The organism is Agromyces protaetiae, assembly GCF_030866785.1.
GTDB lineage: Bacteria > Actinomycetota > Actinomycetes > Actinomycetales > Microbacteriaceae > Agromyces > Agromyces silvae.
On the sequence record NZ_CP133018.1, the window covers coordinates 3,638,583 to 3,653,254 of the forward strand.

Below are 14,672 nucleotides of genomic sequence, written 5' to 3' on the forward strand. Positions count from 1 at the left end.
TGCTGGGATTCCGCCGGGGCCGCAGCCCCGGTGGCATTGGCTCAGGGGCGTCGTCGCGCCTGGGGCGTGCGGGTGCGCTGGGCGTGCGGTTGCAGGAGACGCTCGAGCGCGAGCGTCGCGAGATAGAAGAGGAGTCCGAGGGCGATGGATGCCACGACGTACGCCCAGGCGCGCGCATAGGCGCTCGACGCGGCCGAGGTCGAGATGAGGCTGCCGAGGCCGCCGCGCGGACCGCCGAAGTACTCGGCCACGAGCGCCGAGATGACCGCGAGCGACGACGCGATGCGCACCCCGGTGAGGATGAACGGGCGCGCGGTCGGCAGCGTGATGGTGCGCAGCACCTGCCCCGACGATGCCGCGTAGGCCCGCATCAGTTCGCGATGCACGGGCGTGGTCTGCCGGAACCCGCGCAGGGTGTTGAGGAACACGGGCACGAACGACGCGAGCGTCGCGATCGCCTGCCGGCCGAACTGGCTGTCGGCGCCGAACATGGAGTTCAGCACGGGCGCGAGCGCGACGATCGGCACGACGGCGAGCGCGGCGACGACCGGGGCGCTCATGCCGTCGATCGCGCGCCAGCGCGCGGCGAGCGCGGCGAGCCCGATGCCGAGGATCGAGCCCAGCACGAGGCCGATGAGCGCGTTGGTGCCGGTCGTGATCGTGGCCGACACGATCGACGGCCAGGATGCGACGAACGCCTCGGCGATCGAGGCCGGGCTCGGCAGCAGGTAGTCGGAGACGCCGACGACGCTCACGAGGAACTGCCAGACGCCGAGCACGATGAGCCCGACGGCGATCGGGGCGACGATGCGCAGCGTCGTCTCGGCGCGGGGCGTGAGGTGCGCGCGGGGGCGCGCTCGGCCGCGCGGTGCGCGACGCGGCCGCGCTCCGCGGGTCTCGGCGGTCGGCGTCCCGGTCGTCGCCGTCATCAGCGCGTCTCCACGCCCCGGGGCTGCGTGCCGACGGCGGATCCGCCGTGCAGGGCCTCGCGCACGGCGGTCACCATGTCGAAGAACGCGCGCTCCTCGCGCAGCTCCTCGGTGCGTTCGGCTCGGCGCGCGTCGGCGCCGAGCCGCATGGGCACGATCTCGCGGATGCGGCCCGGTCGCGGCGACATGACCACGACCCGATCCGAGAGGAACACCGCCTCGGGGATCGAATGGGTCACGAACACGACCGCGGCGCCCGTCTCGGCCGAGATGCGCACGAGATCGCTCTGCATCTTCTCGCGCGTCATCTCGTCGAGCGCGCCGAACGGCTCGTCCATGAGCAGCAGGCGCGGTCGCTCGGCGAGCGCGCGAGCGATCGCGACGCGTTGCTGCATGCCGCCCGAGAGCTGGTCGGGGTACCGGTCGGCGAAGTCCGCGAGGCCCACCATCTCGAGCAGCTCGGCCACACGGACGGCGCGGGCAGCGGATGCTTCGCCGTGCACCTCGAGCGGCAGCGCCACGTTGCTCGCGACGGTGCGCCACGGCAGCAGGCCCGCCTGCTGGAACGCGATGCCGTACTCCTGGTCGAGCCGCGCCTTCGACGGCGTCTTCCCGAACACCGAGATCGCCCCGGCCGTGGGCTCGTCGAGGTCGGCGATGAGCCGCATGAGCGTGGACTTCCCGCACCCGCTCGGCCCGATCAGGGACACGAACTCGCCCGCGGCGACCGTGAGGTCGATGTCCTCGAGCGCTCGCACCTCGCCGCTCCTGGTCTCGAACACCTTGTCGACGCCGCGCACCTCGACCGCCGCGACGGCGGTGCCGTCGGTTCGGGTGCTGACCGGGGCATCCGTCATGCCGTCTCCTCGCCTCGTCGGTAGTTCTTGAGCAGCACACCCAGGAGCGCGACCGAGCCCGCGGCGACGAGGCCCAGGACGATCGCGCCGAAGATCGGGCCCCACGCCTTCGCGGGGTCGCCCGACGCCTGGCCGGCGAACTGGATCAGGATGCGCCCGATGCCGCCCTGGAGGCCGGTCGACACCTCGGCGACGACGGCGCCGATGACCGCGTTCGCGGCGCCGAGCCGGAGGGCGGGGAGCAGGTAGGGCACGGCGGCCGGGAAGCGCAGCTTCCAGAGCGTGCGCCAGTAGCCGGCCGCGTACGAGCACATGAGCTCCTCGTGGATCACGTCGGGCGATTGCAGCCCCTTCAGCGCGCCGATCGCGATCGGGAAGAACGCGAGATAGCTCGCGATGAGCGCGACCGACATCCAGTCCTGCCACTCGAACGCGCCGATCTCGACGCGCGAGCCCCAGCTCTTGACGACCGGGGCGAACGCGATGAGCGGCACGGTCTGGCTGATCACGATCCACGGCAGGAGTCCCCATTCGGCGATGCGCCAGCGCTGCATGATGAGCGCGAAGCCGAGACCCACCACCAGGCCCACGAGCCACCCGGCCGCGGCGATGCCGAGCGTCGTGAGCGCCGCGAGTGCGATCACGAGCCAGAGCGGCTGCGCCGAAGGCGAGCGTGTCACCGGTTCGGCGAGCCGGGCGAACATGTCCCAGACGTGCGGCATGGCGAGGTCGGTCGTGCGCGGCAGGACACGCGCACCCCCGACGACGACACCGTCGGCGGGGCCGAGGAACTTATAGGCCTCCCAGACGAGCACGAGCAGCACGATGCCGGCGAGGCCCCACAGCCACGCGGATGCGGCGGCGCGCCGGCGCATGCTCAGGCCTTCGCCGTGAGGTGCTCGGAGAGCGCGGGGATCACGGTCTCGCCGTAGACACGCAACGTCTCCTCCTTGTTGTCGTGCTGCAGATAGCCCGCGAACTGATCGACACCGAGGTCGGCGAGCTTCTTGAGCTTGGCGATGTGCTCGTCGGCGGTGCCGAGCACGCAGAACCGGTCGACGATCTCGTCGGGCACGAAGTCGGTGTGCGTGTTGCCCGCGCGGCCGTGCTCGTTGTAGTCGTAGCCCTCACGGCCCCTGATGTAGTCGGTGAGCGCGTCGGGCACCGCGCCGTGGGCGCCGTACTTCGCGACGATGTCGGCGACGTGGTTGCCGACCATGCCGCCGAACCAGCGGCTCTGGTCGCGCTGATGCGCGAGGTCCTCGCCGATGTACATGGGTGCGGCGACGCAGAACTTCACCGCGGCGGGGTCGCGGCCTGCGGCCGCGGCCGCATCCCGGACCGTGCGGATCATCCACTCGGCGATGTCGAGGTCCGCGAGCTGCAGGATGAACCCGTCGCCCACCTCACCCGTGAGCTTCAGGGCCATCGGGCCGTACGCGGCCACCCACACCTCGAGCTCGGACCCCACGCTCCAGGGGAAGCGCAGCGTCGACCCGTGGTACTCGACCGCCCGCGAGTTGCCGAGCTCGCGGATCACGTGGATCGCCTCGCGGAGTTCGGCGATCGTGGTGGGCTTGCCGTTCGTGACCCGCACGGCCGAGTCGCCGCGGCCGATGCCGCACACTGTGCGGTTGCCGAACATCTCGTTGAGGGTGGCGAAGGTCGACGCGGTGACGGTCCAGTCCCGCGTCGCCGGGTTCGTGACGAACGGCCCGACCTTGATGCGCCTCGTCTGCGCGAGGATCTGGCTGTGGATGACGTACGGCTCCTCCCAGAGGAGGTGCGAGTCGAACGTCCAGACATGGCTGAAGCCGTGCGCCTCGGCGAGTTGCGCGAGCTGGATCGTCCGCGCCGCCGGCGGGTTGGTCTGCAGCACTGCTCCGAACTCCATGGTGCCCCTCTCATCCAAACCCCTCGGGCCCCCGAGGCATCCGTCACCGCAACGGCGGCGTCACCTCACATACGTGCTGAGCCCGCGCTTGAGATAGCGGCCGTCGCCCTTCGTGCCCAGGTACTCGCCGCCGTCGACGACGACCTTGCCGCGCGAGAGCACCGTGTCGACGTGTCCGTCGACCTCGAAGCCCTCCCACGCGGAGTGGTCCATGTTCATGTGCGCGGTCGCGAGGCCGATCGAGGTGTGCCCATTCGGGTCGTAGACCACGACGTCGGCGTCCGCGCCCGGCTGGATCACACCCTTGCGGCCGTACAGCCCGAACATGCGGGCCGGCGTGGTGCTCGTCAGCTCGACCCAGCGCTCGAGCGTGATCTCGCCCGTCACGACGCCCTGATACATGAGGTCCATGCGGTGCTCGACGCCGCCGATGCCGTTCGGGATCTTGCGGAAGTCGCCGCGGCCGAGCTCCTTCTGGTCCTTCATGCAGAACGGGCAGTGGTCGGTCGAGACCATCTGCAGGTCGTTCGTGCGCAGCGCCTGCCACATGGCCTCCTGGTGGCCGTGCTCGCGCGTGCGGAGCGGCGTCGAACACACCCACTTGGCGCCCTCGAACGAGCCCCACTGCTCGCTCGCCGCGCCGAGCTGCGCCTCGAGGCTGAGATAGAGGTACTGCGGGCAGGTCTCGCCGTAGACGTTCCAGCCCTGGTCGCGCGCCCACGCGAGTTGCTCGACCGCCTGCTTCGCGGAGACGTGCACGACGTACAGCGGCGCGCCCGTGAGCTTCGCGAGCATGATCGCGCGGTGGGTGGCCTCCTCCTCCATCTCCCATGCGCGGGCGATGCCGTGGAAGTACGGGTCGGTGTCGCCCATGTCGACGAGCTGCTCGGCGAGCACGTCGATCGCCGGGCCGTTCTCGGCGTGCATCATCGTGAGCATGCCGGTGTCGCGCGACACCTGCATGGCCCGCAGGATCTGCGCGTCATCGGCGTAGAACACGCCCGGGTAGGCCATGAAGAGCTTGAAGCTCGTGACGCCCTCGTCGGGCAGCCGCCGCATCGCGGCGAGCGCGTCGGCGTCGACGCCGCCGACGATCTGGTGGAAGCCGTAGTCGATCGCGCAGTTGCCCGCGGCCTTCTCGTGCCACGCGGCGAGCCCGTCTTCGACGCGCTCGCCCGTGCGCTGCACGGCGAAGTCGATGATCGTGGTGGTGCCACCGTGCGCCGCTGCCCGGGTGCCGGTCTCGAACGTGTCGGACGCCTCGGTGCCGCCGAACGGCAGCTGCATGTGCGTGTGCGCGTCGATGCCACCGGGGATCACGTACTTGCCGGTCGCATCGATCACCCGGTCGACGGACGCCGCGAGGTCCGTGCCGAGCAGCCGACTGCCGGGCTCGAGCACCGCGACGATGCGCTCGCCGTCGACGAGCACGTCGGCCGCGGAGCGGCCGGTCGCGGAGACGACCGTGCCTCCGGTGATGAGGGTCGTGGCCATGACACTCCTTCGTTGGTCGAGTCGGCCGCCCGCGGCCGTCTCGAGATCCGGTCGCTACGGCTTCGGGATCGACGTGTACGAGTCGGGCCGCCGATCGCGGTAGAACTGCCAGCTGTTGCGCACCTCGCGGATCAGGTCGAGGTCGAGGTCGCGCACCACGACCTCCTCGTGCTCGTCGGACCCGTAGTCGCCGATGAGGTTGCCGCGCGGGTCGACGAACTGGCTCTTGCCGTAGAACGTGACGGCGAGCTCGCCGTACTCGTTGTCCTCGGTGCCGACGCGGTTCGGCGCCGCCACGAAGTAGCCGTTCGCGGCGGCCGCGGCGGGCTGCTCGATCTCCCAGAGCCGGTTCGAGAGGGCGGGCTTGGTCGCATTCGGGTTGAAGACGATCTGCGCGCCGTTGAGGCCGAGCTCGCGCCACCCCTCGGGGAAGTGCCGGTCGTAGCAGATGTAGACGCCGATCGGCCCCACGGCCGTGTCGAACACGGGGTAGCCGAGGTTGCCGGGGCGGAAGTAGAACTTCTCCCAGAACTTGTCGAGGTTCGGCAGGTGGTGCTTGCGGTACTTGCCGAGGATCGTGCCGTCGGCATCCACCACGACCGCCGTGTTGTAGTAGACGCCCGGCTGGTCCTCCTCGTAGATCGGCAGGATCATGACGAGGCCGAGCTCCTTGGCGAGCGTCGCGAAGCGCTGCACGATCGGCCCGTCGGCCGCTTCCGCGTAGTCGTAGTACTTCACGTCCTCGGTGATGCCGAAGTACGGCCCGTAGAACAGCTCCTGGAAGCAGATCACCTGCGCGCCCTGCGCCGCAGCGTCGCGCGCGAACTGCTCGTGCTTGGCGATCATGGATTCCTTGTCGCCGGTCCAGGTCGTCTGCGTGATGGCCGCTCGAACGATCGTCATGGTGCCTCCTGCCGTGCGGGGGTGATGCTGGAGAAGTGCTCGCGTTGCGCCGTGGTTCCCTCATCTTGGCGCTCCCGAGCCCCCGGGGCAATGCTTTCCTTGCGCGTCGGGCCTCGCGCGGCGACGGCGCGGCGCTACCCCCGGTCGGTGCAGTGGAGCCTGACGGTGACGTCACCCGAGCCGCTCAGGGACGTGATCGTCCCGCCGATGATGCCGCGTCGCCCTTCGTTCGGGCGCAGGTTCGCGCCCACGAACAGACCCCGGGTGTCGATCGTGACCCCACCGGGAATGAGCCAGCCGCTTCCCGGGTGATATTCACTGCCATCGAGGTATGGCGCGGTGTTCGGGCACGCCTTCGCGGGGACGTGCACGAAGCTCAAGAATCCTGTGAGGCGGAAGGTCCCGACGTTCACCACTTCGCCCCCGGCGCCGGCGGCGGCAACCCGCGCGGACGAGTGGTCGGCGGGCGCGCCGGCCGGAACGGCGACGGGAGCCGCCAACACGAGGGTCGCCGCCAGGGCACTGATCGCAAGTGCATTCATGACGATCAGCATACCAATAGGATTTCGGGTCACCGAAACTCATGCGGGACGTGCGTCCATCGCCCTCACTAGGCTTGAGGGATGCGGATCACGGTGCTAGCGGGCGGGGTCGGCGGGTCGCGGTTCGTGCTCGGGCTACGCGAGGAACTGCGGCGCCGCGAGGCATCCGGCGCCCTCGCACCCGGCGAGGCCGAGGTGACCGTCGTCGTGAACACCGGCGACGACCTGTGGCTCGCGGGCGTGCGGCTCATGCCCGACTTCGACACGCTGCTGTACGCGCTCGCGGGGGTCAATGACACCGAGCGCGGCTGGGGCCGCGCGGGCGACAGCGAGCGTGTCGCCGAAGAACTGCGCGAGTGGGGCGTCGGCTGGCCGTGGTTCACGCTCGGCGACCTCGACCTCGGCACGCACCTCGCGCGCACGGCCTGGCTGCGCGAGGGGCTCACGCCCTCGCAGGTCGCGGCGCGACTCCAGCACCGGTGGGAGCTCGGGGTGCGACTCATCCCGGCGACCGACGCCGAGGTCGACCTGCACGTCGAGGTCGCCGACCCCGACGAGCTCGACGGCACGCGCACCATGCACTTCCAGGAGTGGTGGACGCGCTACCGCGCGAGCCTGCCCGCCGTCGCGTTCCGGCAGCAGGGGCTCGACGGCGCGGCGCCGGCGCCCGGGGTCGTCGAGGCGATCCTCGGCGCCGACGCGGTGCTGCTCGCACCGTCGAACCCGGTCGTGTCGATCGGCACGATCCTCGCGATCCCCGGTATCCGCGAGGCGCTCGACGAGACGCACGCCCCGGTCGTCGGCGTCTCGCCGATCATCGGCGGCGCGGTCGTGCGCGGCATGGCCGACGCGTGCCTGCCGGTGATCGGCGTCGAGACCGACGCCGCCGCGGTCGCCCGGCACTACGGGCGGCGGGCGGGCGGCGGCCTGCTCGACGGCTGGCTCGTCGACGAGACGGATGCCCCGGCCGCGGCCGCGCTCAGGGCCGACGGGTTCCGGGCCGAGGCGGTGCCGCTCTGGATGCGCGACCCCGACACGTCGGCCGCCCTCGCAGCCGCCGCCCTCGCCCTCACCACCCCCTGACCCCCTCACCCGCCCCACCCTTGCCCCCGCGCCCCGCGCGTCCCCCACCCCGCCCGACCCCCCGCCCCCACCCCCACCCCACCCCCGCCGAGTGATACCGAAATGACTCGAGTGATGACGGAACGAGGGGGTCATTCGGCCATTTCGGTATCACTCGGCGACGAGGACTTCGGTCGGCGACGAGGACTTCGGTCGGCGACGGGCGCGGCGGGCGCGAGCGCGACTAGGATTGGGCGTAGACCGCCGGTCGGCTGTGGCCGGTGAAGCGGATCCGGGATTGGGCCGCACGTCCTCGTTCACCTCGAGTCAGACGTCTCACCTGCCCCCGGAGTATCCATGATCTCGCGTTCCCCACGTCCGCCGCACCGCGCTGCGCGGCCCACCACCGTCGCCGGGCCGCTCGTCGGCCTGATGCTCGCCGCTCTCCTCGCCGGCTGCGCGATCGGCTCCCCCGGCGCCGCCGACGAGGCGGAGGGTTCAGGCACGGCTCCGGCCGAGGCATCCGCGTACCCGCTCACCGTCGACAACTGCGGCACCGACGTGACCTTCGAGGCGCCGCCTGAGCGCGTCGTCACGGTGAAGTCGTCGACGCTCGAGCTCATGCTCGCGCTCGGCCTCGAGGACCGCGTGGTGGGTGCCGCGTTCAGCGACGGGCCCGTGCCGTCGGCGTACGCCGACGCGGCCGCCGGGCTCGAGACGATCTCCGACAAGGTGCCCTCGCGCGAGGCCACGCTCGCGCTCGAGCCCGACCTCGTGTTCGCCGGGTGGGAGTCGAACTTCTCGGCCGAGGGCGTGGGCGAGCGCGCCGAGCTCGAACGGCTCGGCGTGCACACCTATGTCGCACCCGCCGCGTGCAAGGCCGCCGGGTACATGCCCGACCCGCTCACGTTCGACGAGGTCTTCCGCGAGTTCGACGAGGCGGGCGCGATCTTCGGTGTTCCGGATGCCTCGGCCGAGCTCGTCGCGGAACAGCGCGCCGCGCTCGACGCGATCGAGCCGAGCACGGCCGGGCTGCGTGCGCTCTGGTACAGCTCAGGCGAGGACACGCCGTACGTCGGGGCCGGCATCGGCGCCCCGCAGATGATCATGGCGGCCGCAGGACTGTCGAACATCGCCGCCGAGGTGCGAGACACGTGGACGTCGATGAGCTGGGAGGCGATCGTCGCCGCCGAGCCCGACGTCATCGTGCTCGTCGACGCGGTGTGGAACACCGCCGAGTCGAAGATCGCGCACCTCGAGTCGAACGCGGCGACCGCGCAGCTGCCGGCCGTGCAGCAGGGGCGGTACGTGATCGTCGATTTCCCCGCAACTGAGGCGGGTGTGCGCAATGTCGACGCCGTGGCATCCGTCGTCGATCAGCTGGCGGCGCTGGAGTCGCGATGAGCGACGCGCCCACGGTGTCGCCGGTCGTCGGCGAGATCTCGCGACACGCCGATGCTGCGGCGTCGACGTCGACGTCGACATCGGCGCGCCGCGCAGCGGCGCCGACGATTGACGACGACCGCGGCGGCGGCCGGTACCCCAGTCGACGTGGCTCGAGCGGGACACGTCCGGCGCGGAGCGCCGCCGGCCGCACGATCGGCTGGGCCATCGCCCTCGGTGCGGCGCTCGTGGCATCCGTCGTCGTGGCCGTCGCGATCGGACCCGCGGGACTCAGCCCAGCCGAGGTGCTCGCCAGCGTCGGCGCGCATCTCGGCCTCGGCGAGCCGACCCTCTCGCCGCTGCGCGACGCGATCGTGTGGGAGCTGCGCGTGCCGCGCGTGCTCACCGCCGCCGCAGTCGGCGCGGGGCTCGCGCTGTGCGGCGCGGTCATGCAGGCCCTCACGCGGAACCCGCTCGCCGACCCGTATCTGCTCGGGCTCTCGTCTGGCGCGTCGGTCGGCGCGGTCGTGGTGCTCGTGCTGGGGGTCGGCGTGCTGTTGCCGCTCGCCGCCTTCGGCGGCGCGCTCGCGGCGCTCGTCGCGACGCTCGGACTGGCATATGCCGCCGGGGCCGGGCGCCTGCAACCGACGTCGACCGTGCTCGCGGGCATCGCGGTCACCGCGGTGTTCGGCGCGCTCACGAGCTTCGTCATCTTCTGGAGCGCGACGGGCGACAGCTACCGCGAGATCCTGAACTGGCTGCTCGGGTCGCTCGCCGGGGCCGACTGGTCCGCGGTGGCCATCGCCGGTGGTGCACTCCTCGTGGTCGGCGCGCCACTGATCGCGAGCGCCCGGACGCTCGACGCGTTCGGCGTGGGCGAGACCGGCGCCGCCGCGCTGGGCATCCATGTCGGGCGGACGCGGGCCGTGCTGCTCGGTGCGACGGCGTTGCTGACGGGCGCCCTCGTCGCGGTGAGCGGATCGATCGGGTTCATCGGGCTCGTGTTGCCGCACGCGGTGCGACTCGTCGTGGGGCCCGGGCACCGGGCGCTGCTGCCACTGTCGGCGCTCGCCGGCGCGATCTTCCTGATCTGGGCCGACACCGGCGCGCGCACGCTGTTCGACCCGCGCGAACTGCCGGTCGGCATCATCACCGCGCTCGTCGGCGGCCCCGTGTTCGCGTGGCTGCTCGTGCGCGCGAGGAGGGCTGCGGCATGAGTCTCGATCTCTCACGCGTGCGATTCGCGCGCGGCGACCGGGTCATCGTCGACGGGGTCGACGTGACCGTTCCGCGCGGTGCGCTCACCGCGCTCGTCGGGCCGAACGGCGCGGGCAAGTCGACCCTGCTGCACCTCATCGCCGCGATCGAGCGCGCCGACGACGGCGAGCTCCAGTTCGAGGGTGCGTCGCTGACCCGGATGCGCCGGCGGGATCGGGCGCGGGTCGTGGCGTTGGCGGAGCAGCACGGCGAGGCCGACGCGCGGCTGACCGTCGAGGCGTTCGTGCTGCTCGGGCGAACGCCGCATCTGGGGGCGTTCACGGCGCCGGGCGTCGCGGATCACGCCATCGTGGCGCGGGCACTGACCGAGGTCGGGGCGTCGGAGTTCGCGGCGCGGCCGATGGGGTCGCTGTCGGGCGGCGAGCGTCAGCGCGCGGTGCTCGCGAGGGCGCTCGCGCAAGACCCGGCGCTGCTGCTTGTCGACGAACCGACGAACCATCTCGACCTGCAAGCGCAGCTCGTCGCGCTCGACGCGCTGGCCGCGCTCGCGCGCCGCGGCATCACCGTGGTCGCCGCACTGCACGACCTGAGTCATGCCGCGGCGTATGCCGACCACGTGGTCGTGCTCGCCCACGGCAAGGTCGTGGCCGCCGGAATACCCGCCGACGTGTTGACGCCCGAGCTCATCCTCGCGGTGTACGGCGTGCGCGCCGAGGTGCTCGAACATCCGCTCACGGGCCGCCCGCTCATCGCGGTCGCGAGCACCGCGGCCACCGCACGCGCCACGGGTGCCCGGGCACGGGCGTAGCCTGGGCGCCATGGCTGAGATGAGCGACGCACGACGTGACCAGCTCGACTCGATCGTCGAGGAGTTCCTGCACAACTTCCGCACGGGCAGGCGGCTCATCGCCGTCGACGGTTCGTCGCCCGAGCTCGCGGCGCGGTTCGCCGACGACCTCGGGGCGCGGATCGTGGCGCACGATCAGCTCGCGGCCCGCGCATCGGTCGGCGCCGCCGACGAGACGACGCTGAGGTCGGGGACGATCGAGCCGTTCCGCGCGGGCGAACTGCCCGGCGCCGAGTCGCCCGACACCGTGCTCGTGGTCGACGGGCAGGGCGTGCTCGACCAGCCGATCCACGGCATCTGGCACTTCCGCGTCTGGGTGCTGACGGGCGAGGAGCTCCCGCACGCGGGCGCCGACGTCATCGTCGACGCGACCGACGAGCAGGCACCGACCCGCTTCTTCTACGACTACTGCCGCATCCCGCCGAGCGCCGGGGATGGCGGCCGCCGCTGACGCCGCCGCCGACGACGCCGCCGCTATGTCGAGAGGCGGAGCGGAGCGCGTCTCGACGACCCGTGCTAGAATACTGGAATGCTACTTTCTGCAATGGCCTCGATCGGTCTGGCATCGACCCTGCTCAACCCGCTCCCCGCGGCTGCGGCGGATGACCCGACCATCGCTTGGAAGCCACTCGTTCGCGAGCACGCCGGCCTGTCGTACATCATGTACGTGGACGAGACATGCGACGAGCCGTATCCATATGTGCACCGAGACGTCTACCGCGGGGGTATCCCCCAGCACGTGACGTTCACATATTCGGGCGCGAATGCGCAGGGTGACAGCGTTCATGCGACCAGAATCCACGGTTCGATCTTCAATTGGTTCGTTCTGCCCGCCCCGTACCTCGAGCTCGACCTGAAGTGCACCTCAGACCCCGCCCAGGCGTTGCGGGCACCGCAGCATTCGACGGGCATCTCCTGAACGACCTCACTCATCCAGCGCTTCCACGAAGGAGAACCGCGTGCCTGCTCACATGCTGACCGGGTCGGTGCTGGGCTCGACCGTGCTGGCATCGACCCTGCTGGCATCGACCCTGCTGGCATCGACCCTGCTCAGCCCGCTGCCTGCGTCCGCAGCCGAGACGAACGCGTCCGACGTCACGGTGATCGAGCTCGTCGGCGAGTCGATCGGCGTATGGTTCACGGTCAAGGTGAATCAGGCATGCCCCGACACACACCCCTACGTGCACGTCGACGGCTGGACCGGCTCGCTGCCCGAACACGTCTACTTCGACTACCGGTACGAAGGCGTCTCGGGCGGGCCCGCGACCAGGATCCGCGGGGCCGTGAAGAACTGGAATCTCGGGCTTCGCTACGCCCCGCTCGACCTCACGTGCACGTCCGACCCCAACCGGGCGATCCGAATCCCGCAAGACTGAGGGCTGACCGCGGCTACGAGAGCACGTCCTTCGTCGCGAGGCGCCAAGCCGCGAGGCCACCGAACACGACGACGTACGCACCCTGCAGCAGCGCATTGTCGGCGAACGACGCCCACGACGGCGGCGAGCGCAGCAGGTCGGCGAAGTCGAACCAGCGGTCCGTGAACAGCCACGGATGCAGCCACTCGAGCTGCGGGATCGCGCCCGCGATCTGCGCGCTCACCGCGAGGATCGCCGTCGCCGCCATGGCCCCGACCGGCACTGTCGTGAGCGTCGAGAGGCACAGCCCGATCGCCGCGAGCCCGAGCAGCGACACACACACGTAGGCCGCGATCGCGAGGAACCGCAGCAGGCCTTCCCCGACCGAGATCTGCCCGCCCGAGAGCAGCGTGACCGGCCCGATCGGGAACAACGCCCAGCCGATGAGCGTGCCGACGATCACGACCGTGAGCGCCGCGACGAAGCAGAACACCGCGGCCCCGGCGTATTTCACGACGAGCAGCCGGAGCCTGCCGGCGGGCGCGATGAGCAGGTAGCGCAGCGTGCCGAGACTCGCCTCGCCGGCGATCGTGTCGCCCGCGACCACCGCGATCGTGAGCGGCAGGAAGAGGGGTGTCGCGACGACGAGCGCGGTGAGCCCCACGAACAGGCCGTTCCCCGCGATCTGATCCAGGAACCCCGGCCCGCGCCCGGGCGAGCTGCCGCCCGCGATGCGGATGGCGATCGCGATCAGGATCGGGATGAGTGCGAGCGCGGCGAGCATGGCCCAGGTGCGCCAGCGCCGGAACAGCGTCGACAGCTCGGTCCCGAACAACGACAGGATGCCCCCGCCACGCCCGCCGCCACCAACCCCACCAACCCCACCAACCCCACCGCCGAGTGATGAAGATTCGACGCGAGTGTTGACGAAATCGCCCGGCATTCGCACCGAATCGTCATCACTCGGCGACCCAGGGACGGGCGGCCCGGGGACGGGCGACCCAGGGACGGGCGGCCCGGGGGGTGAGGGGTGAGCGGGGTCAGGCGACGACATCGAAGCCCTCCCCGGTGAGCTCGACGAAGCGTTCCTCGAGGCTCTCCTCGCGCACGGCGAAGCCGCGTACCCGCACACCCTCGGCGACGAGTTCGGCGACGATCTGTTCGGCGGGAGGCACCCCATCTCCGTGCGCAGGCCGAGCGGCCCGGTCCACGTCGAACACGGCCGTGACCAGCGCACCGCCGGCCGCGATCCACGACCGCGGGTCCGCGGCGGCATGCACGCCGGCAGATGTATCCGCGCCCGCCGGCCCACCCGAAGCATCCGCCCGACCCGCACCCGCAGTGACACCCGGCCCACCCGAGACACGCGAGACACCCGCCCCACCCGAGACATCCGCCACCTCGTCGTCGACGTCCGCTCGCAACCCGAACCGCGCGAGCACCTCGCGCGCGAGCGCGACGTCGGGGGTCCGTACCTCGATGCGGGCCGCCCCGGCCCGCCGGAACTCGTCGAGCGTGCCCTGCGCGACCAGACGCCCCGCGCTCATGACGCCGACGTGCGTGCAGAGCTGCTCGACCTCGGCGAGCAGATGACTCGAGACGAACACCGTGGTGCCGTCGGCCGCGAACGAGCGAACGAGCGCGCGCACCTCGCGCGTGCCCTGCGGGTCGAGGCCGTTCGTCGGCTCGTCGAGCACGAGCAGGTCGCGCGGCATGAGCAGCGCGTTCGCCAGCCCGAGCCGCTGCTTCATGCCGAGCGAGTAGGCGCCCGCCTTCTTGTGCGCGGCATGCGAGAGACCGACCCGGTCGAGGGCGCTCGCCACGCGCGCGGCCCGCGTCGACGGCGACGCATGCCGATCGGCCGAGTCGAAACGCCGCAGGTTCGCCTCGCCCGAGAGGAACGGCGCGAACGCGGGCCCCTCGACGAGTGCACCGACGCGCGGCAGCACCTCGCCGAGCCCGTGCGGCATGTCGGAGCCGAGCACGCGTGCCGTGCCCGAGGTCGCGCGGACGAGCGCCAGCAGCATGCGGATCGTGGTGGTCTTGCCCGATCCGTTCGGCCCGAGGAATCCGAAGACCGAGCCCCGCGGCACGGCCAGGTCGATGCCGTCGACGGCAGCCTGCGCGCCGAAGCGCTTCGTGAGTCCGTGCGTCTCGATCGCCAGTTCGGCCACGCTGCCGGGCCCGC

General features: G+C 71.5%; 16 protein-coding genes. 7 read left to right on the forward strand and 9 right to left on the reverse strand.

Annotated features, from left to right (window positions below):
- Window positions 1-41 precede the first annotated feature (41 nt).
- The 7 genes from QU602_RS16615 to QU602_RS16645 form a co-directional block, all read right to left on the reverse strand.
- Window positions 42-929 carry an ABC transporter permease gene (locus QU602_RS16615; RefSeq protein WP_308797566.1) on the reverse strand — a complete coding sequence of 296 codons (888 nt, stop codon included), beginning with the start codon at window positions 927-929 and terminating at the stop codon, window positions 42-44.
- Window positions 929-1,786 carry an ABC transporter ATP-binding protein gene (locus QU602_RS16620; protein WP_308797567.1) on the reverse strand — a complete coding sequence of 286 codons (858 nt, stop codon included), beginning with the start codon at window positions 1,784-1,786 and terminating at the stop codon, window positions 929-931. The genes QU602_RS16615 and QU602_RS16620 overlap by 1 nt, the downstream gene beginning before the upstream one ends.
- The gene (locus QU602_RS16625) at window positions 1,783-2,661 is read right to left on the reverse strand and encodes an ABC transporter permease (RefSeq protein ID WP_308797568.1); all 879 of its coding nucleotides are present in this window, start codon (window positions 2,659-2,661) and stop codon (window positions 1,783-1,785) included. Before QU602_RS16625 ends, QU602_RS16620 begins: the two co-directional genes overlap by 4 nt.
- Before the next feature lie 2 nt (window positions 2,662-2,663).
- Window positions 2,664-3,680 carry a TIGR03842 family LLM class F420-dependent oxidoreductase gene (locus QU602_RS16630; protein WP_308797569.1) on the reverse strand — a complete coding sequence of 339 codons (1,017 nt, stop codon included), beginning with the start codon at window positions 3,678-3,680 and terminating at the stop codon, window positions 2,664-2,666.
- Between the two features lie 60 nt (window positions 3,681-3,740).
- The gene (hydA, locus tag QU602_RS16635; RefSeq protein ID WP_308797570.1) at window positions 3,741-5,174 is read right to left on the reverse strand and encodes a dihydropyrimidinase; all 1,434 of its coding nucleotides are present in this window, start codon (window positions 5,172-5,174) and stop codon (window positions 3,741-3,743) included.
- Between the two features lie 54 nt (window positions 5,175-5,228).
- Window positions 5,229-6,077, reverse strand: coding sequence for a nitrilase-related carbon-nitrogen hydrolase (locus QU602_RS16640; RefSeq protein ID WP_308797571.1), 849 nt, complete (start codon window positions 6,075-6,077; stop codon window positions 5,229-5,231).
- Between the two features lie 134 nt (window positions 6,078-6,211).
- On the reverse strand, window positions 6,212-6,619 hold the full coding sequence (locus QU602_RS16645) for a hypothetical protein (RefSeq protein WP_308797572.1): 408 nt from the start codon (window positions 6,617-6,619) through the stop codon (window positions 6,212-6,214).
- 81 nt (window positions 6,620-6,700) lie between these two features.
- On the opposite strand from QU602_RS16645, the gene cofD reads away from it, so the two are divergent.
- The 7 genes from cofD to QU602_RS16680 all read left to right on the forward strand — a co-directional run bounded on the left by cofD (window position 6,701) and on the right by QU602_RS16680 (window position 12,505).
- Window positions 6,701-7,702: a 2-phospho-L-lactate transferase gene (gene cofD, locus QU602_RS16650; protein ID WP_308797573.1), complete on the forward strand. Its 1,002-nt coding sequence runs from the start codon at window positions 6,701-6,703 to the stop codon at window positions 7,700-7,702.
- Between the two features lie 336 nt (window positions 7,703-8,038).
- The gene (locus QU602_RS16655; protein ID WP_308797574.1) at window positions 8,039-9,085 is read left to right on the forward strand and encodes a putative F420-0 ABC transporter substrate-binding protein; all 1,047 of its coding nucleotides are present in this window, start codon (window positions 8,039-8,041) and stop codon (window positions 9,083-9,085) included.
- Window positions 9,082-10,281 carry a putative F420-0 ABC transporter permease subunit gene (locus tag QU602_RS16660; protein WP_308797575.1) on the forward strand — a complete coding sequence of 400 codons (1,200 nt, stop codon included), beginning with the start codon at window positions 9,082-9,084 and terminating at the stop codon, window positions 10,279-10,281. Before QU602_RS16655 ends, QU602_RS16660 begins: the two co-directional genes overlap by 4 nt.
- Complete coding sequence (locus tag QU602_RS16665; protein ID WP_308797576.1) at window positions 10,278-11,090, forward strand: ABC transporter ATP-binding protein; 813 nt, start codon at window positions 10,278-10,280, stop codon at window positions 11,088-11,090. Before QU602_RS16660 ends, QU602_RS16665 begins: the two co-directional genes overlap by 4 nt.
- Before the next feature lie 10 nt (window positions 11,091-11,100).
- A complete protein-coding gene (locus tag QU602_RS16670) occupies window positions 11,101-11,580 on the forward strand; it encodes a hypothetical protein (protein WP_308797577.1) in 480 nt (159 codons plus the stop codon).
- A gap of 78 nt (window positions 11,581-11,658) precedes the next feature.
- On the forward strand, window positions 11,659-12,048 hold the full coding sequence (locus QU602_RS16675; RefSeq protein WP_308797578.1) for a hypothetical protein: 390 nt from the start codon (window positions 11,659-11,661) through the stop codon (window positions 12,046-12,048).
- Window positions 12,049-12,088: 40 nt separating this feature from the next.
- Complete coding sequence (locus QU602_RS16680; protein WP_308797579.1) at window positions 12,089-12,505, forward strand: hypothetical protein; 417 nt, start codon at window positions 12,089-12,091, stop codon at window positions 12,503-12,505.
- A gap of 13 nt (window positions 12,506-12,518) precedes the next feature.
- On the opposite strand, the gene QU602_RS16685 is transcribed toward QU602_RS16680, so the two are convergent.
- Complete coding sequence (locus QU602_RS16685) at window positions 12,519-13,325, reverse strand: ABC transporter permease (protein ID WP_308800210.1); 807 nt, start codon at window positions 13,323-13,325, stop codon at window positions 12,519-12,521.
- 199 nt (window positions 13,326-13,524) lie between these two features.
- Window positions 13,525-14,658: an ABC transporter ATP-binding protein gene (locus QU602_RS16690; protein ID WP_308797580.1), complete on the reverse strand. Its 1,134-nt coding sequence runs from the start codon at window positions 14,656-14,658 to the stop codon at window positions 13,525-13,527.
- Window positions 14,659-14,672: the final 14 nt, after the last annotated feature.

Coding starts and splice junctions, on each gene's coding strand:
- QU602_RS16615 (WP_308797566.1), bottom strand. CDS start 929: ATGACGGCGACGACCGGGACGCCGACCGCCGAGACCCGCGGAGCGCGG.
- QU602_RS16620 (WP_308797567.1), bottom strand. CDS start 1,786: ATGACGGATGCCCCGGTCAGCACCCGAACCGACGGCACCGCCGTCGCG.
- QU602_RS16625 (WP_308797568.1), bottom strand. CDS start 2,661: ATGCGCCGGCGCGCCGCCGCATCCGCGTGGCTGTGGGGCCTCGCCGGC.
- QU602_RS16630 (WP_308797569.1), bottom strand. CDS start 3,680: ATGGAGTTCGGAGCAGTGCTGCAGACCAACCCGCCGGCGGCGCGGACG.
- hydA (WP_308797570.1), bottom strand. CDS start 5,174: ATGGCCACGACCCTCATCACCGGAGGCACGGTCGTCTCCGCGACCGGC.
- QU602_RS16640 (WP_308797571.1), bottom strand. CDS start 6,077: ATGACGATCGTTCGAGCGGCCATCACGCAGACGACCTGGACCGGCGAC.
- QU602_RS16645 (WP_308797572.1), bottom strand. CDS start 6,619: ATGAATGCACTTGCGATCAGTGCCCTGGCGGCGACCCTCGTGTTGGCG.
- cofD (WP_308797573.1), top strand. CDS start 6,701: ATGCGGATCACGGTGCTAGCGGGCGGGGTCGGCGGGTCGCGGTTCGTG.
- QU602_RS16655 (WP_308797574.1), top strand. CDS start 8,039: ATGATCTCGCGTTCCCCACGTCCGCCGCACCGCGCTGCGCGGCCCACC.
- QU602_RS16660 (WP_308797575.1), top strand. CDS start 9,082: ATGAGCGACGCGCCCACGGTGTCGCCGGTCGTCGGCGAGATCTCGCGA.
- QU602_RS16665 (WP_308797576.1), top strand. CDS start 10,278: ATGAGTCTCGATCTCTCACGCGTGCGATTCGCGCGCGGCGACCGGGTC.
- QU602_RS16670 (WP_308797577.1), top strand. CDS start 11,101: ATGGCTGAGATGAGCGACGCACGACGTGACCAGCTCGACTCGATCGTC.
- QU602_RS16675 (WP_308797578.1), top strand. CDS start 11,659: ATGCTACTTTCTGCAATGGCCTCGATCGGTCTGGCATCGACCCTGCTC.